The sequence below is a fragment of the Nitratireductor soli genome (assembly GCF_001050155.1).
Classification (GTDB): Bacteria; Pseudomonadota; Alphaproteobacteria; order Rhizobiales; family Rhizobiaceae; genus Nitratireductor; species Nitratireductor soli.
Map to the genome: position 1 here is coordinate 423,934 of NZ_LFVY01000001.1, position 18,298 is coordinate 442,231.

20 protein-coding genes and 1 riboswitch are annotated in these 18,298 nt (G+C 65.3%); of the genes, 11 read left to right on the plus strand and 9 right to left on the minus strand.

The annotated features are described in order from the left end of the window. Positions 1-14: 14 nt before the first annotated feature. Entirely contained in the window at positions 15-782 is a 768-nt protein-coding gene (gene gloB, locus AB843_RS02060) for a hydroxyacylglutathione hydrolase (protein WP_048645087.1), read from the minus strand. Positions 783-888: 106 nt separating this feature from the next. Between gloB and AB843_RS02065 the strand changes: the two genes are divergently transcribed. From AB843_RS02065 to AB843_RS02080, 5 genes are all read left to right on the plus strand, one after another. Then, positions 889-1,653: a class I SAM-dependent methyltransferase gene (locus AB843_RS02065; RefSeq protein ID WP_048645088.1), complete on the plus strand. Its 765-nt coding sequence runs from the start codon at positions 889-891 to the stop codon at positions 1,651-1,653. 2 nt (positions 1,654-1,655) lie between these two features. Further along, positions 1,656-2,726 carry an NAD(P)H-dependent flavin oxidoreductase gene (locus tag AB843_RS02070; RefSeq protein WP_082143597.1) on the plus strand — a complete coding sequence of 357 codons (1,071 nt, stop codon included), beginning with the start codon at positions 1,656-1,658 and terminating at the stop codon, positions 2,724-2,726. Between the two features lie 81 nt (positions 2,727-2,807). Beyond that, a complete protein-coding gene (locus AB843_RS02075) occupies positions 2,808-3,278 on the plus strand; it encodes a MerR family transcriptional regulator (protein WP_048645090.1) in 471 nt (156 codons plus the stop codon). Then, positions 3,184-3,813, plus strand: coding sequence for an MFS transporter (locus tag AB843_RS26360; RefSeq protein ID WP_082143598.1), 630 nt, complete (start codon positions 3,184-3,186; stop codon positions 3,811-3,813). The genes AB843_RS02075 and AB843_RS26360 overlap by 95 nt, the downstream gene beginning before the upstream one ends. After that, entirely contained in the window at positions 3,717-4,010 is a 294-nt protein-coding gene (locus tag AB843_RS02080) for a DUF1330 domain-containing protein (protein WP_082143599.1), read from the plus strand. Before AB843_RS26360 ends, AB843_RS02080 begins: the two co-directional genes overlap by 97 nt. Here the strand turns inward: AB843_RS02080 and metW are convergent. Together metW and metX are read right to left on the minus strand one after the other, a co-directional pair. After that, positions 4,000-4,614 (minus strand): methionine biosynthesis protein MetW, encoded by a 615-nt coding sequence (gene metW / locus AB843_RS02085; RefSeq protein WP_048645092.1) that lies wholly within the window; start codon positions 4,612-4,614, stop codon positions 4,000-4,002. The genes AB843_RS02080 and metW overlap by 11 nt on opposite strands. Beyond that, complete coding sequence (gene metX / locus AB843_RS02090) at positions 4,611-5,780, minus strand: homoserine O-acetyltransferase MetX (RefSeq protein WP_048645212.1); 1,170 nt, start codon at positions 5,778-5,780, stop codon at positions 4,611-4,613. The genes metW and metX overlap by 4 nt, the downstream gene beginning before the upstream one ends. 75 nt (positions 5,781-5,855) lie before the next feature. Further along, a riboswitch (SAM riboswitch) is annotated at positions 5,856-5,933 on the minus strand. Positions 5,934-6,172: 239 nt separating this feature from the next. Here metX and hisC point away from each other — a divergent pair. Both hisC and AB843_RS02100 read left to right on the plus strand, forming a co-directional pair. Beyond that, positions 6,173-7,273 (plus strand): histidinol-phosphate transaminase, encoded by a 1,101-nt coding sequence (gene hisC / locus AB843_RS02095; RefSeq protein WP_048645093.1) that lies wholly within the window; start codon positions 6,173-6,175, stop codon positions 7,271-7,273. 3 nt (positions 7,274-7,276) lie between these two features. After that, positions 7,277-8,227 (plus strand): prephenate/arogenate dehydrogenase family protein, encoded by a 951-nt coding sequence (locus AB843_RS02100; RefSeq protein ID WP_048645094.1) that lies wholly within the window; start codon positions 7,277-7,279, stop codon positions 8,225-8,227. Positions 8,228-8,230: 3 nt separating this feature from the next. Here the strand turns inward: AB843_RS02100 and AB843_RS02105 are convergent, their stop codons facing one another. After that, positions 8,231-9,229, minus strand: coding sequence for a DUF2125 domain-containing protein (locus tag AB843_RS02105; protein WP_048645095.1), 999 nt, complete (start codon positions 9,227-9,229; stop codon positions 8,231-8,233). Between the two features lie 196 nt (positions 9,230-9,425). Here AB843_RS02105 and AB843_RS02110 point away from each other — a divergent pair, with 196 nt between their 5' ends. Next, positions 9,426-9,953, plus strand: coding sequence for a gamma-glutamylcyclotransferase (locus AB843_RS02110; protein ID WP_048645096.1), 528 nt, complete (start codon positions 9,426-9,428; stop codon positions 9,951-9,953). On the opposite strand, the gene AB843_RS02115 is transcribed toward AB843_RS02110, so the two are convergent. The 4 genes from AB843_RS02115 to ftsE form a co-directional block, all read right to left on the minus strand. Then, positions 9,950-10,741, minus strand: a complete 792-nt coding sequence (locus tag AB843_RS02115; RefSeq protein WP_048645097.1) for a lysophospholipid acyltransferase family protein — start codon at positions 10,739-10,741, stop codon at positions 9,950-9,952. The genes AB843_RS02110 and AB843_RS02115 overlap by 4 nt on opposite strands. Positions 10,742-10,825: 84 nt before the next feature. Beyond that, positions 10,826-11,539 (minus strand): YdcF family protein, encoded by a 714-nt coding sequence (locus AB843_RS02120; RefSeq protein WP_048645098.1) that lies wholly within the window; start codon positions 11,537-11,539, stop codon positions 10,826-10,828. Positions 11,540-11,621: 82 nt separating this feature from the next. Next, positions 11,622-12,611 carry a cell division protein FtsX gene (locus AB843_RS02125; protein WP_048645099.1) on the minus strand — a complete coding sequence of 330 codons (990 nt, stop codon included), beginning with the start codon at positions 12,609-12,611 and terminating at the stop codon, positions 11,622-11,624. After that, positions 12,604-13,263: a cell division ATP-binding protein FtsE gene (ftsE, locus tag AB843_RS02130; RefSeq protein ID WP_048645100.1), complete on the minus strand. Its 660-nt coding sequence runs from the start codon at positions 13,261-13,263 to the stop codon at positions 12,604-12,606. The genes AB843_RS02125 and ftsE overlap by 8 nt, the downstream gene beginning before the upstream one ends. Before the next feature lie 597 nt (positions 13,264-13,860). Here ftsE and AB843_RS02135 point away from each other — a divergent pair. The 3 genes from AB843_RS02135 (at position 13,861) to AB843_RS02145 (ending at position 15,571) form a co-directional block, all read left to right on the plus strand. Next, positions 13,861-14,460: a hypothetical protein gene (locus AB843_RS02135; RefSeq protein ID WP_244467871.1), complete on the plus strand. Its 600-nt coding sequence runs from the start codon at positions 13,861-13,863 to the stop codon at positions 14,458-14,460. A 64-nt stretch (positions 14,461-14,524) separates the two neighbouring features. Next, a complete protein-coding gene (gene hpt, locus AB843_RS02140; RefSeq protein ID WP_048645102.1) occupies positions 14,525-15,067 on the plus strand; it encodes a hypoxanthine phosphoribosyltransferase in 543 nt (180 codons plus the stop codon). A 138-nt stretch (positions 15,068-15,205) separates the two neighbouring features. Further along, positions 15,206-15,571 carry a response regulator gene (locus AB843_RS02145; RefSeq protein WP_048645103.1) on the plus strand — a complete coding sequence of 122 codons (366 nt, stop codon included), beginning with the start codon at positions 15,206-15,208 and terminating at the stop codon, positions 15,569-15,571. Between the two features lie 77 nt (positions 15,572-15,648). Here AB843_RS02145 and AB843_RS02150 read toward each other — a convergent pair whose 3' ends face one another. Then, positions 15,649-18,198 (minus strand): TIGR02302 family protein, encoded by a 2,550-nt coding sequence (locus tag AB843_RS02150; protein ID WP_048645104.1) that lies wholly within the window; start codon positions 18,196-18,198, stop codon positions 15,649-15,651. Positions 18,199-18,298: the final 100 nt, after the last annotated feature.

Below are 18,298 nucleotides of genomic sequence, written 5' to 3' on the forward strand. Positions count from 1 at the left end.
CCCGACGCCAGCGTTCAGAACACGTCCTTGCGCTTGCGAATCTCGGCAAACACATCGTCATCCGACGCGTCTTCCATGCCGAGGTTGCGGCGGATCACCGGGTCGTGCCAGCGAAGGAAGGGGTTGGTCGCCATTTCGACGGCAAGCGTGGTGGGCAGGGTCGGCCGGCCTTCGCTGCGCAGGCGGGCGATCTCGGCGGCGCGCTCCTTCAATGCCGAATTGGTCGGATCGACCGACAGGGCGAAGCGGGCATTCGATTCGGTGTATTCGTGCCCGCAGTAAATCGCCGTTTCAAGCGGCAGCGCGGCCAGCTTGCGGAGCGAGGCCAGCATGACGGGCGGTTTGCATTCGAAGAGCCGCCCGCAGCCGAGCGAAAACAGCGTGTCGGCCGTGAAGGCCACCCCGGCGCCGGCGAAATGATAGGAGATATGCCCGGCCGTATGGCCCGGCGTCTCAATCACGACAGCCTCCTGCGCGCCGACCCGAACCTTATCACCCTCCTTTACCTGCCGGTCGATGCCGGGAATGCGATCCGCCTCGGCGGCCGGGCCGATGATCGTCAGGCCGAAGCGCGCCTTCAGCGCCAGATTGGCCTCGACATGGTCCACATGGTGATGCGTCGTCAGGATCATGGTCGGCCGCCAGCCGGTGCGTTCGATGGCCTGGAGGATCGGCCGCTCCTCGGGGGCGTCGATCAGCGCCGTTTCGCCGGTTTCGCTGTCGTGGGCGAGGATGCCGAAATTGTCGCTCCGGCAGGTGAATTGCTCGATTTTCAGGGCCATTGACGCGTCTCCATGTTCGGCGGCGACGATAGGGCGGGGGTGGCGGCTTGTCACGCCGGACGCGGCAATTCTTGCCGTCTTGCGCGCAGCCGGATACCGTCCGCCCATGATCTCGGACATCGTCGCGCTCAGGGCCTTCTATTCCACGCTGATCGGCCGTTTCGCCGAGCGGTCGATCGCCATGGCGCTGTCGTCGATCTGGTCCAAGGGCAGCAAGGAGAGACTGGTTGGGCTCGGTTACACGCTGCCCTGGCTCGATCGTTTCGGCGCCGATGCCGAGCGCAGCTTCGCCTTCATGCCGGCGGTGCAGGGGGCCGTTGCCTGGCCGGCGGGCGCGGCCTGTTCGACGGTGCTGGTGTTCGAGGAAGAACTGCCATTGCCCGATTCGTCGATCGATCGCGTCTTGATGGTGCATTCCCTGGAGCATGCGGAAAATCCGCAGCAGACCCTTTTGGAAATCTGGCGCGTGCTGGCGCCGGGCGGGCGGCTGGTCATCGCCGTGCCGAACAGGCGCGGCATGTGGGCCCGCTTCGAGCACACGCCGTTCGGCACCGGCCGGCCGTTTTCGCGTGCACAATTGGCCGAGGCGCTGCGCGAGGCCAATTTCACCGCCACCGCCTGGGGCGACGCGCTGCATTTTCCGCCTTCGGAGCGGCGTTTCATGCTGCGCCTGCATCAGCTCCTGGAACAGGCGGGGCGGCGCTTCTGGCCGATTTTCGCCGGGGTCCTGGTGGTGGAAGCTGAAAAGCGGCTCTACCAGGGCCTGCCGGTGGCGGCGCGCGCGTCGCGGCGTGTCTTCGTGCCGGCGCTGTCGCCGCAGGGCGCCACCCGCGTTGGCGCGGTTCGCCGTATCGATGAAACAGGACAGTGAGCATGCTGACGGACACGCCCATTACGAGACTTTTCGGCATCGAGCTTCCGATCCTGCTGGCGCCGATGGCCGGATCGGCGGGGTCGGAGCTGGCCATCGCGGTCTGCGAGGCGGGAGGGCTCGGCGCCTTGCCCTGCGCCATGCTGACGGCGGAAAAGATCCGTACGGAGATGGGGATCATCCGCCAGCGCACCAACCGGCCGGTCAATCTGAACTTCTTCTGCCATATCCCGCCCCAACCGGATGCTGCGCGCGAGGCGGGCTGGCGGCAGAGACTGCGGCCCTATTACTCGGAGTTCGGTATCGACCCCGACGCGGCGCCTCCCGGTGCGGGACGCAATCCATTCAACGCGGACAGCTGCGCCATCGTCGAGGAATCTCGCCCGGAGGTGGTGAGTTTCCATTTCGGCCTGCCGGAGGATGCGTTGATGAAGCGCGTCCAGGCGACAGGCGCGAAGATCATCGCCTCGGCGACAACCGTCGCGGAGGCGCGGTTCCTGGAAGAGCGCGGCTGCGACGCGATCATCGCCCAGGGGGCTGAAGCCGGCGGCCATCGCGGCGTGTTCCTGGAAGCGGGGATCGCCACCCAGCCCGGCACGCTGGCGCTGGTGCCGCAGGTGGTCGATGCGGTTTCCGTACCGGTCATCGCCGCCGGCGGCATTTGCGACGGGCGCGGCGTGGCCGCCTGTTTCATGCTCGGCGCCTCGGCCGTGCAAGTGGGAACCGCCTATCTGCAATCGCCGGAAGCGCTGACCAGTGCCGGCCACCGGGCGGCGCTTGCCACGGCGCGCGACGACCGCACGGTGCTGACCAATGTGTTTACCGGCCGCCCGGCGCGCGGGCTGTTGAACCGCTTCGTCGGCGAAGTGGGGCCGATGAGCGCCGAGGCGCCCGAGTTTCCGTTGGCGACGGCTGCGGTCGGGCCGCTGCGGGCGGCGGCGGAGGCTGCCGGCATCAGCGATTTCTCGCCGCTCTGGGCGGGTCAGGCAGCGCGCCTCGCCGCGCCCATGCCCGCCGGCGCGCTGACGGCGAAACTCATGAAGGATGCGGCTGCCCTGTTGAACGGCGCGTGAAAATTCCCAATTCGAGGCGGAAAGCCCTTGACATTGACGCTAGTGTCAAGGGGCTAGAACGGCGCTCGAAAGGGATGCACGATGCAAATCCAGGACGCAGCCACCACGCTTCGGGTGAGCCCCAGAACCTTGCGGCACTATGAGGCCGTCGGCCTCCTGTCGCCAAACCGCGACGGCAATGGCTACCGGGTCTATGCCCCGGCTGATTTGCGCCGGGCGGAACGGATCCGCGACATGATCGCGACGGGCTATTCGACGCGCGAGATCCTTGCCATTGCGCCATGCCTCGACGATGCCAATGCCGGGCCCTGCCACGGCGCAGTATCGGGGCTGAAGCACAAGCTGGAACAGATCGACCGGCTGATCGGCGACCTCGCGCAGAAGCGCGAGGCGGTGGTGGAGCGGCTGGCCTCGCTGGAGGCGTCCCTTGCTGACGAAAGCCAAGCGAGTGACCTTCATGAAGACCATCCGACTGCCGTTTCTGTTTCTCATCGCCTTCCTGGTGGGCGCCGACGAGTTCCTGCTCGGGCCGATCCTGACGCCCATCGGTGAGGAGCTTGGCGTCGCGCCCGAGCGCGTGACGCTGTTCATCGCCGCTTATTCATTGCCATTGGCCCTCCTGGCGCCGGTCTTCGGCCATCTCTCCGATCGCTATGGCCGGCTGGCAGTGTTGCTTCCCGCAACCGTGGTGTTTGCTGCCGGCTCGATCCTGACCGGCCTCGTGTCGAGTTTCGAATGGGGGCTTGCGACGCGCGTGCTCACCGGGGCCGCCAGCGCCGGCATGCTGCCCGTCGCTTTCGCGCTCGCCGCCGATGAGGGGCGCGGGCAGGCGGCAATACAGCAAAAGTGCGGAGCGATTACATCTGAGGTAATTGGCTCCATTCACCAATCGCGGCATGGTGCCCTGGCGATGCCGGCGGTCGGCTTCGCATCAGCGAAAGGACATCTGTCATGCAAGCCTATGCCATCGCGCACCTGCGCAACGTCTCGATGGGGCCTGCCATCGTCGAGTATCTCGAAAGGATCGACGGGACGCTCGAACCCTTCGGCGGGCACTTCATCATCCATGGCGGCATGCCGGCGGTGAAGGAGGGGACATGGCGCGGCGACCTGATCGTCATCGCCTTCCCCGACCGCGCCAGGGCGGAGGCCTGGTACGCCTCGCAGGCCTATCAGGCGATCAAGCACCTGCGCAGCGATCATTCGGAGGGCGAAGTCCTGCTGATGGACGGGGTGGACGCCAGTCACCGGGCGACCGACATCCTGATGGGTGTCAGCGCCTGAGCAGGAAGACACCCTGCTGGCCGAAGAAGTTCCAGAACCACCAGGGCATGGACAGGCCGATCTTCTGGCCGTTGGCGTCCAGAGCCCTGGCGCTTTCCATAGTCGCCCCGACCTCCTCGCACAGATGCACGAAGTCGCGGATGGTGCAGAAATGGATGTTCGGCGTGTCGTACCAGCTATAGGGCAGGTCCTTGGTCACCGGCATCCGGCCCTTCAACAGCAGGGACAGGCGCACGCGCCAATGGCCGAAATTCGGAAACGAGATGATCGCCCGGTCGCCGATGCGCAGCATCTGGTCGAGCACGAGCTTCGGGTTGCGGGTGGCCTGCAGGGTCTGCGACAGGACCACATAGTCGAAACCCTTGTCGGGATAATCGATCAGGTCGCTGTCGGCGTCGCCCTGGATGACGGACAGGCCGCGCGCCACACATTCGTTGACGCCGCGCTGCGAGATCTCGATGCCGCGCCCGTCGACACCCTTGTCGTGTTCCAGAAGATCGAGCAGCGCTCCGTCGCCACAGCCGACGTCAAGGACGCGGGCCTTGGGGGAAATCAGGTCGGCGATGACGGCGAGGTCGACGCGTGGTGTGTTGTTGACGCTCATGACGGGTCGATTCCCTGATTGCGTGCGGCCGAATCCAGAAAGCCGGTGATGGCGCCGTGAAACTCCGGCTCGTCGAGCAGGAAGGCGTCATGGCCGCGATCCGTGTCGATCTCGACAAAGGAGACCGATGCGCCGGCGCCGTTGAGCGCACGCACCACGGCGCGGCTCTCGGCGGTCGGAAACAGCCAGTCGCTGGTGAAGGAGACGACGCAGAAACGTGTCTTCGTGCCGGCAAAGGCGTCGGCCAGCCGGCCCTGGTGATCGGCGGCGAGGTCGAAATAATCCATCGCCCGCGTCAGGTAGAGATAGGCATTGGCGTCGAACCGGTCGACGAAGGTGATGCCCTGGTGGCGCAGATAGCTCTCGATCTGGAAATCGGCGTCGAAGCCGAAGGTGAGCTGCTTGCGATCCTGCAGGTTGCGGCCGAATTTGCGGTGCAGCGCCGGCTCCGACAGATAGGTGATGTGGGCAGCCATGCGCGCCACGGAAAGGCCTTTGCCGGGCCGTTTGCCGGTTTCGAAATAGCGCCCGCCATTCCAGTCCGGATCGGCCATGACGGCTTGGCGGCCGACCTCATGAAAAGCGATGTTCTGCGCCGTGTGGCGCGCACCGGCGGCGATCGGGATTGCCGTCATCACGCGATCGGGATAGCTGGCGGCCCATTCCAGCACCTGCATGCCGCCCATCGACCCGCCGATGACGGAAAACAGCCTGTCGATGCCGAGCGCGTCGACCAGCATGGCCTGGGCGCGCACCATGTCGCGGATGGTGATGACCGGCAGGTCGAGACCGTAAGGCTTGCCGGTTGCCGGGTTGGGCGAGGCGGGGCCGGTCGAACCCAGGCAACTGCCGATGACGTTGGAGCAGATGACGAAGAAGCGGTCCGTGTCGATGGCACGGCCGGGACCGACCAGCGCATCCCACCAGCCGGGCTTGCCGGTGACTGGATGGGCATTGGCGACATGCTGGTCGCCGGTCAGCGCGTGGCAGATGAGGATTGCGTTGGTGCGGGCCTCGTTGAGCGTGCCGTAGGTCTGGTAGGCAATCTGAAAGGGAGAGAGCGCGACGCCGGCGTCGAGCCTGAGCGGCTTGTCGGCGCCGAAATGCACGACCAGGCTCGACGGGTCGTTCGCTTCGTCGCGGGCCTTTCGTGCTCTGGGCGCCATGTCGCTCTCCATCATGCCGCCGGAGACGAAAAAACCGGCGATGCTTCCGCACAGCCGGTCACGTGTCTGCGTATGACGCATTCGCAATCGGCCTTTTAGCAAGTTGTTTTACGTGGCTGCAAGCCGACCGGCCAAATCACCACGGATCAGGCCTGATATTTACGGCGGGGTTCTCTTTGCGTCAATCGCCGTCTTGGTCTATAGCATCGGCCCGAAAATCGGAATCGGTTTTCGGAATGCATGATGCATAGATTCAAAGTGTTAGAGCGTCCTTGTGTAGCGTCCAAATGGACGCACGGCGCTCTAAAGCAACCGACGGCTTGTCGCGTCAGTCTGGAACGACAAGGCAAAACTGGAAATCCGTTCCGTCTCTCCCAGCACAGGACCATTCAATGAGCGCGTCTGTCCGTCCCGAACCGAAGCCCGGCGTCATGGATATCGCCGCCTATGTGCCCGGCCGCGAAAGTGCGCCCGGCGTGGCGAAGGTGTGGAAGCTTTCCTCCAATGAATCGCCGCTTGGCCCATCGCCCAAGGCGCTGGAGGCCATCTCCGCGGCAACCGGTCATCTGGCGCTCTATCCCGACGGTTCCGCGACGAAGCTGCGCAACGCCATTGCCGAGGCGCACGGGTTGAATCCGGCGAACATCCTCTGCTCGAACGGCTCCGACGAACTTCTGGGGCTTCTGGCGCAGACTTATATCAAACCGGGCGACGAGGCCATCTTCACCGAGCACGGTTTCCTGGTCTACCGCATCCAGACGCTGGCGGCGGGCGGCAAGCCCGTCGTGGTCAAGGAAAGCGATGAGCGCGCCGATGTGGACGCGGTTCTTTCGGCGGTGAGCGAGCGCACGCGCATCGTCTTTCTCGCCAACCCCAACAACCCGACCGGCACCTATCTGCCGGTGGACGAGGTGCGCCGCCTGCAGGCGGGCCTGCCGAAGAACGTGCTTTTGGTGCTTGACGCGGCCTATGCGGAATATGTGCGCCGCAACGACTACGAAGCGGGCATCGAACTCGTATCGTCGAGCGAGAATGTGGTGATGACGCGCACCTTCTCGAAGATTTACGGGATGGCCGCGCTGCGCATCGGCTGGATGTATGCGCCGGTTCACGTGGTCGATGCGGTCAACCGGGTGCGCGGGCCGTTCAATGTCAACGCGCTCGCCATCGAAGCTGGATCCGCGGCGATCCGCGACAAGGCGCATGTGCAGCAGGCCGTGGAGCACAACGAGAAATGGCTCTCCTGGCTGGCGCATGAACTGTCGAAGCTCGGTTTGCGTGTGACCCCAAGCGTCGGCAATTTCCTGCTGATCCATTTCCCCGACAATGGTGGCAAATCGGCCGAGGACGCGGACGCATTTCTTGGCGCGCGCGGCTATGTGTTGCGGCGGGTCGTGCCCTACGGCTTCCCCAACGCATTGCGCCTCAGCGTCGGGCTGGAGGAAGCCAATCGCGGCGTTGTCGCGGCGCTCGCCGAATTCATGGAAGCCTGACCCGTGCCTGAACCGCTTTTCGACAAGGTCGCGCTGATCGGCATCGGCCTGATCGGCTCATCCCTGGCGCATGCCATCCGCCGGGCGGGGCTGGCCCGTTCGGTGACGGTCTCAACACGCAGCGAGGCGACGCTGGAGCGTGCCCGCGCGCTCGGGCTCGGCGACGATTACGAGCGCCAGGCAGCGGATGCGGTGCGCGACGCGGACCTGGTCATCGTCTCGGTGCCGGTCGGCGCATCGGGCGCGGTCGCCGAGGCGATCGCACCGGCCCTGAAGCCGGGCGCCATCGTCACCGACGTGGGATCGACCAAGGGGTCGGTCATCGCCCAGATGCGACCGCACCTGCCGGAAAACGTCCGGTTCATCCCTGGCCACCCGATTGCCGGTACGGAGAATTCGGGCCCCGATGCGGGCTTCGCCGAATTGTTCGACGGGCGTTGGTGCATCCTGACGCCGCTCGGCGACACCGATGCCGAGGCGCTTGCCCGGCTGACGGCGTTCTGGGAACGCTGCGGCGCGATGGTCGAAACGATGGACCCGGAACACCATGACATGGTGCTCGCCATCGTCTCGCACCTGCCGCACATCATCGCCTACAACATCGTCGGCACGGCGGACGATCTGGAAGCGGTGACGAAATCGGAAGTCATCAAATATTCTGCCTCGGGTTTCCGCGATTTCACGCGCCTGGCCGCCTCCGACCCGACCATGTGGCGCGATGTGTGCCTGCACAACAGCGAGGCGATTCTGGAAATGCTGGCGCGTTTCTCGGAGGATCTGTCGGCGCTGCAGCGGGCGATCCGCTGGGGGGACGGCGACAAGCTGTTCGAGATGTTCACCCGCACGCGGGCCATCCGCCGCTCGATCATCGAGGCCGGCCAGGATATCGACGTGCCGGATTTCGGCCGCCACGCCCTCGCGCATCCCGAGTTGGCGCATCCCGAAAAGCCATAAGGCTTACTGCACAGGCGGAATGTCTCCGAGCGGCAGAAAGCCGATCGACACGCGACCCCGGCGGATGGTCACCGGCAGGGTCGGCGCCGCACCGAGGCTCGACAGGGCGGCCATGACCGAGCGGATCTGGTCGCGCTGTTCGGGAAACGCCTGCGCGGCAAGTTGAGCGATCGCCTGAGGTTCGCGCAGCGTCACCTTGAATTGTGCGCTGATGAGCCCGTCGGTATCGATCTCCACCGGCCCGGCAAGGGTCATGCCGGCCTCGCTGTCGGCAGCCTTGACGCTCAGGCTCTGGATCGTCCCGGAGCGGCCGCGCAATTGCAACGCCCTCTCACCGAGCAACGCCACGCCGTCGTCGATGCTGACGAGAAGTTCGCCGCTCAATGGCGGGATCGCTACATCGCCGGTGATGCCCGGCGCCAGCGACAGCCTGCTCGTCACTATGGCGACGTCCAGGTCGGCTTCGTTGCGGCGCATGTGCGTTTGCAAGGTGTCGGCCTCAGCGATGGGTTCCGCTGTGGCTTCGTCGGAAACGAGGACCAGCTTCTGCGCCTCGCTGGAGACGCGCTGCGGCAGCTTCTCCGTCAGGCGGGCGCTCAGCCGCATGTTCTGCCAACTGGCCTTCAGGGCGGCGGGCATGAAGGGCAGGGCGATGCGCGCCGGGCCGTCCAGTTCGCCCACGGTGCGCAGAGGCTGGTAGATCTGCGCGGCGGAACGGAAGTTGCCGGCGCTCAGCGAGATGCCGTTTTCGGCATCCTCGTAGAACACGCTGCGGCAGAAAAGGCCGATGCGAAACGGGTAGCCGCGCGCCGAGGGCTCCTCGCAACTGGCACGGCGCTGGTCGCCGTTGAGCCCGCTGATCAATGCGGTGGTGCGCGTTTCGAGCAGATTGGCGGCATAGTACCAGGCGCCGGTATAGGCCAGCACCGCAACGACGATGAGCATCAGGAGCCAGAAGAACCGGCGGCTGTAGCTGCGCTTGGCGCGTTTTCTTGACGGCATCCAGTCCTCCGGCTAACCCGGTCGGCACGGCGACCGGCCGATCTCGACACGATACCAACTGGCGTTGGGACCAAAAGAGCGCCGTGCGTCCAACAGGACGCACAAAGGACGCTCTAACATTTTTAAACCATGCATCGTGCTTTCCGAAAATCGATTCCGATTTTCAGGCCGATGCAGTAGGCATTGGACAGGTGATATGGACGATTTTTGGGTCTTTGGCTATGGATCGCTGATGTGGCGGCCGGGTTTTGCCCATGTCGAGACCAGGAAAGCGCGGCTTCACGGTTATCGGCGCGCCTTGTGTGTTTATTCCCACGTGCATCGCGGCTCGCCGGACCAGCCGGGGCTGGTGCTGGGGCTCGACCGTGGCGGTTCCTGCCTGGGGCTGGCGTTTCGCGTGCCGGGCGATCTGCATGACGAGGTGGTGGCCTATCTGCGCGAGCGGGAACTCGTCACCAATGTCTATCTCGAACGCCGTCTGGTCGTGCGCCTGGAGGACGGGCCGCCGGTCGCGGCGCTGGCTTATGTGGTCGACCGGGCGCATCCGCAATATGCCGGCGGCATCGATGTCGCGCATGCGGCTGAGCGGGTGACCGGCTCGGTCGGGCAATCCGGACGCAACGAGGATTACGTGCTGAACACGATCGAGCACCTGAAGGCGCTCGGCATTCGCGACCATTGGCTGGAGGCCGTGGCGGCGCGGGTGGGCGCGAGGATCGATTAGCGCTGAGCTGCTGCGTTGAGTTCGGCGAGCCGCCTGCGTGCCGTGTCGGGCAAGGGCGGCGGGTTTTCTGCGTTGGCGGCCTCCACCAGCATCGCGTCGCAGGCCTCCTCCGTCTCGCGCACCAGGCGCTCCTGAAACACGTCGCGCGGCAGGCCCGGTTCTATGGGTGGCAGGAAGCGGGCGCGGATGACGCCCGGATAGCGCATGAACTGACGCCTCGGCCAGAACAGCCCGGCCGCATGGGCGACGGGCACGACCGGAACGCCCAGTTGCACGTAGAGTTCGACGATGCCGTATTTGTAGGACGGCTCGGCGCCGGGAGGGCGGCGGGTCCCTTCGGGATAGATGATCAGCTGACGGTTGTCCTTCATCAGCATATGGGCGGTGCGGACGGCCTGCTTCAGCGCCTTGGTGCGGCTGCCGCGGTCGATCGGGATCATGCGCATCTTGGCGACATACCAGCCGAAAAAGGGGATCCACATCAGTTCGCGTTTCAGGATGTAAAGCGCGTCGGGAATGTGGGGCAGGAAGGCGATCGTGTCCCAGAAGGACTGGTGCTTCGGGGCGATGATGCAGGGGCCGTCGGGCAGGTTCTCGAGCCCGCTGATCTCGCTCCGGCCGCCGGTGATCACGCGCTGCAGCCAGAGGCTGGAGGCTGCCCAGAATTTCGGCACGAACCAGGCTTTCTTGCGCGGCGCCAGGAAGAAATACGGTGTCCAGAACAGCATCTGGACGATCAGGTTCAGATAGAAGGCGACGTTGAACAGGGCGGAACGAAGAAAGAGCATCGAGCGGGTCCGTTGCATTCGGCACAGGCGGCACAGGCAACTCAGGCTCTTACATCATGCCCACGCGAAGACAAAGCGGCACCTTCAGGAGGGGCCGGCGGCGGCTGTTTTCGGCCGTGGCGGCACGCCGCTCGCCACATGCCGGCGCAGTGGCACGACTTCGCGAATGAGGGCGGCGACGTATTTGGTGTACTCGGTCGCCAGCACGCGCAACGCGTCCGGCTTGGCGAGCCACGCGCCGTCGTCGAGCGGCGTGTTGACCACCGGATAGGGCTGGACGCGCGCTTCCGGCAGAATGCGGCGCATTTCCAGAAGGCTGCGCGGCATATGATAGTTGTTGGTCACCAGGATGATGCTGCCATAGGTGTTGGCGGTCACCCATTTGGCGCTTTCCTCGGCATTGCCGATCGTGTCGAGTGCCGCATGGTCGATGTCGACGCAGCACTCGAACAGCGCCTTGTCGCCGCCTGTCGCAACACGCAGGTCATCGGCGCGGGCGATGGGATTGACCCCGCTGATCAGCAGCCGCTTGCCCTTGCCGGCCTTGAGCAGGCCGATGGCCGCGTCGATACGTGACTGGCCGCCGGTGAGCACGATGATGCCGTCGGCGTCCTCGATTTCGCCCGGCGCCGCAAGATGGCCGATATGGTCGGCAAACAGGCCGAACCCGGCAAGAAAGGCAATGATCGTCAAGAGGGCGGTGAGGCCCGCCAAGCGCAAGGCGACGCGCGCGCCGGATCGGCTTCGGCGCAACTGTGCTCCCTGGCCATCCCGACCTTGCTGGGTTTCCTGCATCATGACCCGATGGTTAGCGGCAAATTACGGCGATGGATAGTCGGCCTGCGGCTGCCCGGTGAAAAGCCTGTGGCCATCGCCGGCGCTAAATCCCGTCGGGATGGCTGGCATCGACCTTTTTCAGATACGACAGCACGGTGATGTGCGAGGTCGCAGCCGTCAGGGCCGCGATGAGGGCGACGATCACGCCGACGCCGAGATAGCCGGACGGGCCGATGGCGAAATTGCCGAACAGGGCGGTGGCCTGGTCCGCCTCGGGTGTCGCCATGTTGCGCGACGACCACCAGTAGAACACGATGAAGACAATGATCGCGCCGATGCCGCCGGCGGCCGCACCTTTCATGCCGGCCAGCAGGAAGTGGCGGCGGAACTGCGAGGCGATGAAGGATGCCTCGGCGCCGACGAAATGCAGCACCTCGATGATGTGGCCGTTGCCGGCCATTGCGCCGCGCGTGGCGAAGATAACGGTCAGTGCCGTGGCGGACAGCATCAGCCCGAGGACGGTCACGCCGATGGTTACCGTGGTGCGGGCCATGGCGACCAGCCGGTCGACCCAGGTGCGATGATCATCGAGCGTGGCGCTCGGCACGGCCTGCTGGAGCGCTGTGCGTATGGCGGCGAAATCCGGCCGGGATGCGGGGTCGAGCGTGACGATGACCAATCGCGGCACGGGCAGGCTCTCGATGTCGAGCCCGGCGCCGAGCCACGGTTCGAGCAGACGGGCGGTCGCCTGTGCGTCGACGATGCTGGCGCTGCTGACGCCGGCGAAGCCGGTGGCGATGTCGCGCACCCTGATCAGCGCCTCCGCCATGTCGAGCCCATCCTCGGGCTTGATCTGGATGGTCGCCTCGCGGGAGATCTGCGTCTGCCAGGTGGCGGCGGTGTCGCGCACCAGGGTCACCGCGCCGAGCGTCAGGCAGGACAGGAAGGTCATGATGGCGATGACCAGGACCATGGCGCGCCCGGCGACGTTGTCGGAGGGAACGATGGGCATCTGCTTCTTGGCCACCGCGCCGCGCGCGCCGGAGCCGAGGCGCGCGCCGAGATTCTTGAGCAGGCGGGTGGTGTCAGTCATAGATTTCGAGCCTTCCGGCGGAAAGAACCATGCGGCGCGCGTCCACCTGGTCCATCAGGCCCAGATCATGGGTGGCGATCATCACCGCCGTGCCCAGCCGGTTGAGCTCGATCAGCAGGCGCAACAGGCGGCGGGCAAGCTGCGGATCGACATTGCCGGTCGGTTCGTCGGCCAAAAGGATGCGCGGCTGCTCGATCAGGGCGCGGGCGATGGCGGCGCGCTGTTTCTCACCGCCCGACAGGATCGGCGGCAGCACGTGCATGCGTTCACCCAGACCGACCCATTTCAGAAGCTCGATCACATCGGCGCGGTAGCTTGCCTCCTCGCGGCCGCGCACGCGCAGCGGAAGGGCGACGTTCTCATAGGTGGTGAGGTGGTCCAGCAGGCGGAAATCCTGGAACACGACGCCGATGTTGCGGCGCAGGAGCGGCAGCTCCGTGCGGGTGATCTTCGACCGGTCCTTGCCGAAAATGGTGATCAGCCCGCGCGTCGGCTTGAGCGACATGAACAGAAGGCGCAACAACGTCGTCTTGCCCGCGCCGGAAGGGCCGCTCAGGAACTGGAACGAGCGCTCGGGCAGGTTGAACGACACGTCACGGAGGATCTCCGGACCCATCCCATATCTGTGGCCGACATTTTCAAAGCGAATCACGAAAAACCTGCGTTCTCTCAGTGGTGGGCGCTGCCTGGTGCGACCCCGGCCAGACCATCAGCGCGCATGGTTAATAGCAAGTTAACTTCGGCTACGGCATCGGCGCGAGAACCGGAATCGATCTTCGCAAAGCACGATGCACAGATGCAGTAACTTACAGCGTCCTTTGCGCGTTCCAACACCGTACACGACACTGTGCCCCGCGCCGCTCCGGCCCCGGCGCACTTCTGCACCGTTCCGGTATGGATCCTCGGGTCAGAGCCCGAGGATGACGAATTGCACAGGCGTTCGTGTCAATCGTCGAGGTTGACGGTCGGCATCATTCTTCCCCACCCGCTCGCCATCCTCGGGCTCTGACCCGAGGATCCATGCCTGACCGCCAAAACCCCGCTCCGGCCGGGACGATTCCGCGCCAACAGGCGGCGTGGTGAGCGGTACGGCGTCCTTGGTGCGTCCCAAAGGACGCCCGGCCCTGTAAATGCGCGGCGGATGGCGAAGCATTAACCATTTCCATTTACCTCGGAACGGCGGGTCGCAAAAGGACAGCATGGCCGCATGAGGCAATTGGACAGCGCACGCCCTATCTCGGGCGAAATTATGGTGCCGGGCGCCCCGCTGGAGCGCCCGCAGCCGGCGCGTCACGCGCGCGACACCGTTGACGCGGAATACGAGACCGTCCCGACCGGCGGCTCCCGCAGTCGCGACAGGGACACCGCGCCAGCGGCCAAACCCACCGACGTCGGCGTTGCGGGGCTCGACATGCTGCGGCCGGGAGCCGGCGTGTCGCGCAGCGGTGGCGGCCGTGGGGGACCGCTGTTCTGGCTTTTCGGGGCAGTCCTGGTCGCCGGCGCCTTCTGGATCGCCGGTGGACACAGTCTCGTTCATGACCTGGCCATCCTGCCGGCGAGCGCGCCGGCGCAAGCCCTGCGCCTCGTGGATGTGCAGAGCCGTGTCGAACGACACGGCGGGAAATCCCTGCTCTTCGTCGATGGAGCGGCGCTCAACGAGGGCGACCGGACGGTTTCCGTTCCCGGCCTGTCGATCGATGTCCTGGCGCGCGACGGTTCGACGACGCGCTATTTCCTGGGGACAAACGATCAACAGCTCGACCCCGGCACGCGCTTTCCCTTCTCCAGCCGGCTCGTGGCGCCTAGTGAAGGGGTCAAATCCGTATCCGTGACGTTCAGACCGTCATAGTGGTGCGATCCAAACAGATGGGTACCATCTGTTTGGGTCAGACCAATAACAGGGAGCGCGGCCTATGCCTGTGGTTCGCGGCAAGGAAATCGAGGTGTTGTTCTCCGCCTCGGCCATCGCCAGGAGAAATCTAGAGCTGGCGAAGGAAATCGCCGACCGGGAATATGACGACCTGCTCGTCATCTCGGTGCTGAAGGGCTCGTTCATTTTCGCCGCCGACCTGATCCGCGCCATGCACGATGTCGGCATTTCGCCCGAGGTCGAGTTCATCATGATCTCGAGCTACGGGGCGGGGACGGAAAGCGGCACCGTCAAGGTGCTGCGCGACATCGACAACGACGTCGCCGGACGTGATGTCCTGCTCATCGACGACATTCTGGAATCAGGCAACACGCTGAAGCACACGCGCGAACTGATGCTGTCGCGCGGCGCCAAATCCGTTTCCATCGCCGTCCTGCTCGACAAGCATTCGCGCCGGCAGACGACGGTCGATGCCGACTTCATCGGTTTCGAGTGCCCAGATTATTTCGTCGTCGGCTATGGCATGGATGTGGCGCACGCGTTTCGTGAGTTGCCTTTTGTCGGGGTGGTCAAGGGCGACGCCTGAGACTTCCTGCGCGAACTGGCGATGAGGCGATCTATCTCGTTGTTTTTCCGCGTTTGTGCGGACGTCAGGTGAAACCACCTGACTGCAAAATGCTACAGGCGTTTACCGAAGCGTAATCGGATCGGGCGAAAACGGGTCATGGCAAAGCTCTTGATCGTCGAGGACGACGAATCCGTCCGAACCTTCACCGCGCGCGCATTGAGCGCCGATGGTCACCGCGTGGAAACGGCTGGCGACGGGCTGGAAGGCCTCGAGAAGATCAACGCCACGTCCGGCGACTACGACCTTGTTCTTTCCGACATCCGCATGCCGGCCATGGACGGGATCGAGATGGCGCGCGCCGCCGCGAATGCCTTTCCCGGACTGCGGCTCCTGCTGATGACCGGCTATGCGGACCAGCGCGAGCGCGCGGTGGAGCTGGAAGGCACCGTGTCGGGCGTGGTCAACAAGCCGTTCACGCTGAGCGAACTGCGCAAACGGGTCGGCGAGGCGTTGACTGCCTGATCTCCCGTTCGGGAAGGCGCGACCCGCGCTGCTTCCCCTAGCAGCCGTGGATTTCATTGCCGCAAACGGCAAACCGGCTACCGAATGTCGAGCAGCCGTTCGAGATATTCCTTTTCCAGCGCCGGGCTCAGCGCGTCACCCAGCCGCTTGCGGATGGCGTCGAGAATCTGGCGGGCGCGCTGCGTGTCGATCTCGTCGGGCACCTGAACCGAATCGCCGAAATCCGGCCCGGTGGTCGCCTGCGGCCGGCCAAGCGGGTCGCGGCCGTTATTGCCCTGACGGAACCCCTGCTCGCCGCCGCCCTGCTCGCCGCGCATGGCCTGTTGCATCTGGTTCATCATGTCCTGCGCGCCGCGCCGCAGCGCCTCCAAGGCGCGGCCCTGCTCGCCGACGGCCTGTTCGCCCTGGCCTTCTCCCAATGAGCCCTCGGCCTCGCCCATCGCCTCGCCGGCTTCTCCAAAGCCCTCGCCCGGCTTGATGCCCATGCCTTCGAGGCCCTTCATCAGGTTGTCGAGATCGCCGCGCAAGCCACCTTGGCCCTGCTGCAGGCCGCGCATGGCGTCAGCGAATTCCTCCGGCGTCATTCCTTGCTGCCCCTCGCCGGGTTGCTGGCCATCGCCTTGCTGTCGCTGACCTTGCTGACCTTGGCCTTCCTGGCCGCGTTGCATCTGGTCCATGCGGAAGGTCTCGTTCATCAGTTCCTGCTGGCGGCGCATGAGATTGCCCAGCTCATCCATCTGACGACGCATCTCGGATTGCTGGCCTTGCTGACCCTGCTGCGGGCGGCCTGCCTGCAGATTGTTCATCATGTTCTCGAGCTGCGACAGCAGATCGCGCGCTTGCTCGTGCGCGCCGGATTTCGCCAGTTCCTCGATCTGGTCGAGCATGCGTTCCAGGTCGTTCTGGCTGAGCATCTGGCCATTCTGCGGCATCTGGTCGGCGAGATCGGGGTTCTGCCTTGCGCGCTCGGCGAATTCGCGCAGGAACTCCTGCATGGCGCTGCGCAGTTCATCCATCAGCTTGGCGATTTCTTCCTCGCTGGCGCCGTTTTCGAGCGCCTGCTTCAAGGCTTCCTGGGCCTGGCGGAGGCGCTTCTCGGCAGCCGACAGATCGCCGTCCTCGATGACCAGCGCGATTTCCCACAGATAGTCGACCACGCCGCGCAACTGGTCGTCGCTTTGCGCCATGGAAAGCCTGGTGCGGGCGCCGGACACGCCGAGGAAATGCGACAGGTTGGTCAGCGTTTCCTCGGGCCAGGTGAGCACGGCGTCCATCAAGGTCAGGACGCGCGGCTTCTTGTTGGCGTCGAGCGCCAGGATGCGGCGCTGCTCGATGAGCGCCTTGGCGAGCGGATTGGTGAAGCTGCGCTCCGGCAGTACCAGCTTCCTGGTTTCGCTCAGGGCTTCCTGCCCGGCGGCATCGACGGCTTTCAACGTCAACTCGACCGGGCTGCCGGCCCAAGGATGCTCGGTCAGGTCGCGCGCGGTCTTGGCGGCGATGGTCTTGCCATCGCGGCGCGGCAGGGACAGAGGCAGGTCGGGCGCTTCGTAAAGCGGCCGGGTGCCCTGCTCGTCCACCGAGGGCTTGAAAAGCGCTTCGGCGGATGCCGCGCCGTAATCGTCCTCGATCTCATAGGCCAATTCCAGAGTGCCGTTGACGGCGCGTTTTGGATCCTCGGCAAAGCGTATTTGCGGCGGCGTGTCCGGTGTGACGGCAAACAGCCAGTCCTCGATCTCCGTATCACCGCGCTTGAGGACCAGCTTGCCGTCCCGTTCGAGCGGCCTGGAGAAGCGCCGGGCGGCATTCACACTGGCCGTGGCTTCCGCCTGCGAAGCGCCTTCCGGGTCGATCGCCGTCTCCGCACCCGTCGCGTCAAGCAGGGACAGGGTCTCGGTGCCCGAGCCGCCGGTGACGCGCAAGGCAAGGATGCTCCCCTGCGGGACGGTGAAGAGCTCTGTCTGGCGGTTGGCCTCGGCGGTCAGGTAGATCGGCGCGCGGCCGGTATAGGCGGGCGGGGTGACCCAGGCGTCGATGCGTGGAGGTATAATCTCGGCGCCGCCATGAGCGCGGAACGCATCCAGCACGGTGCCGCCATAGGGGCCGGTGGAAAAGGCGGCTGCGGTGATGAGGAACAGGGCGGCCGCGGCGCGCAGGCCCCATGGATCGCGTTCGGGAACGCGCGTTTGAGGCAGGTCGCCGTGGAGATTGTCGAGCTTGCCGGCCATGCGCTTCTGATGCTCGCGCCAGAGTGCGGCGGCGAAACCATCCGCCTGGCCGGCCAGGCGGTCGGACTGGGTGGCGACCGGCTCGTGCTCCAACTGGTTGGCGCGCTCGATGCGGCGGTCGATTTCAGCAGATGTCGGTGGGCGAAAACCGCGCAACGGCCATATAGCGGCGAGACTGCCCAGGCTGAGGGCAACGAGGATGCCAAGCCGCAACTGGTCGGCCATCAGGCGAAACAGGCCGAACCAGGAAAGGGAGAGAAACACGCTCGCGATGACAAGGATCGGCAGGACCAAGGGCCACAGGCGCTCGACCAGCATGATGCAGCGCACGGCGAAGCGCGCGCGCGCCAGCCTGGCGAGCCGTCTGCCGGGGAACATCTGCCGTTCGGGTGTTTCAGCCATCGGCACTCTCAGCACCTCGCCGTGGCGGGCGATGAATCACGCACGCCTTGTTCGGCAAGGATAGCAGCAAACGCGGCGAAGGCGAGGCAGCGCGCGAAAT

Coding starts and splice junctions, on each gene's coding strand:
- AB843_RS02135 (WP_244467871.1), top strand. CDS start 13,861: ATGGTGCCGGGCGCCCCGCTGGAGCGCCCGCAGCCGGCGCGTCACGCG.
- AB843_RS02065 (WP_048645088.1), top strand. CDS start 889: ATGATCTCGGACATCGTCGCGCTCAGGGCCTTCTATTCCACGCTGATC.
- AB843_RS02070 (WP_082143597.1), top strand. CDS start 1,656: ATGCTGACGGACACGCCCATTACGAGACTTTTCGGCATCGAGCTTCCG.
- metW (WP_048645092.1), bottom strand. CDS start 4,614: ATGAGCGTCAACAACACACCACGCGTCGACCTCGCCGTCATCGCCGAC.
- AB843_RS02110 (WP_048645096.1), top strand. CDS start 9,426: ATGGACGATTTTTGGGTCTTTGGCTATGGATCGCTGATGTGGCGGCCG.
- AB843_RS02115 (WP_048645097.1), bottom strand. CDS start 10,741: ATGCTCTTTCTTCGTTCCGCCCTGTTCAACGTCGCCTTCTATCTGAAC.
- AB843_RS02105 (WP_048645095.1), bottom strand. CDS start 9,229: ATGCCGTCAAGAAAACGCGCCAAGCGCAGCTACAGCCGCCGGTTCTTC.
- AB843_RS02145 (WP_048645103.1), top strand. CDS start 15,206: ATGGCAAAGCTCTTGATCGTCGAGGACGACGAATCCGTCCGAACCTTC.
- AB843_RS26360 (WP_082143598.1), top strand. CDS start 3,184: ATGAAGACCATCCGACTGCCGTTTCTGTTTCTCATCGCCTTCCTGGTG.
- hpt (WP_048645102.1), top strand. CDS start 14,525: ATGCCTGTGGTTCGCGGCAAGGAAATCGAGGTGTTGTTCTCCGCCTCG.
- AB843_RS02125 (WP_048645099.1), bottom strand. CDS start 12,611: ATGACTGACACCACCCGCCTGCTCAAGAATCTCGGCGCGCGCCTCGGC.
- metX (WP_048645212.1), bottom strand. CDS start 5,780: ATGGCGCCCAGAGCACGAAAGGCCCGCGACGAAGCGAACGACCCGTCG.
- AB843_RS02150 (WP_048645104.1), bottom strand. CDS start 18,198: ATGGCTGAAACACCCGAACGGCAGATGTTCCCCGGCAGACGGCTCGCC.
- gloB (WP_048645087.1), bottom strand. CDS start 782: ATGGCCCTGAAAATCGAGCAATTCACCTGCCGGAGCGACAATTTCGGC.
- AB843_RS02120 (WP_048645098.1), bottom strand. CDS start 11,539: ATGATGCAGGAAACCCAGCAAGGTCGGGATGGCCAGGGAGCACAGTTG.
- AB843_RS02075 (WP_048645090.1), top strand. CDS start 2,808: ATGCAAATCCAGGACGCAGCCACCACGCTTCGGGTGAGCCCCAGAACC.
- hisC (WP_048645093.1), top strand. CDS start 6,173: ATGAGCGCGTCTGTCCGTCCCGAACCGAAGCCCGGCGTCATGGATATC.
- AB843_RS02080 (WP_082143599.1), top strand. CDS start 3,717: ATGGGGCCTGCCATCGTCGAGTATCTCGAAAGGATCGACGGGACGCTC.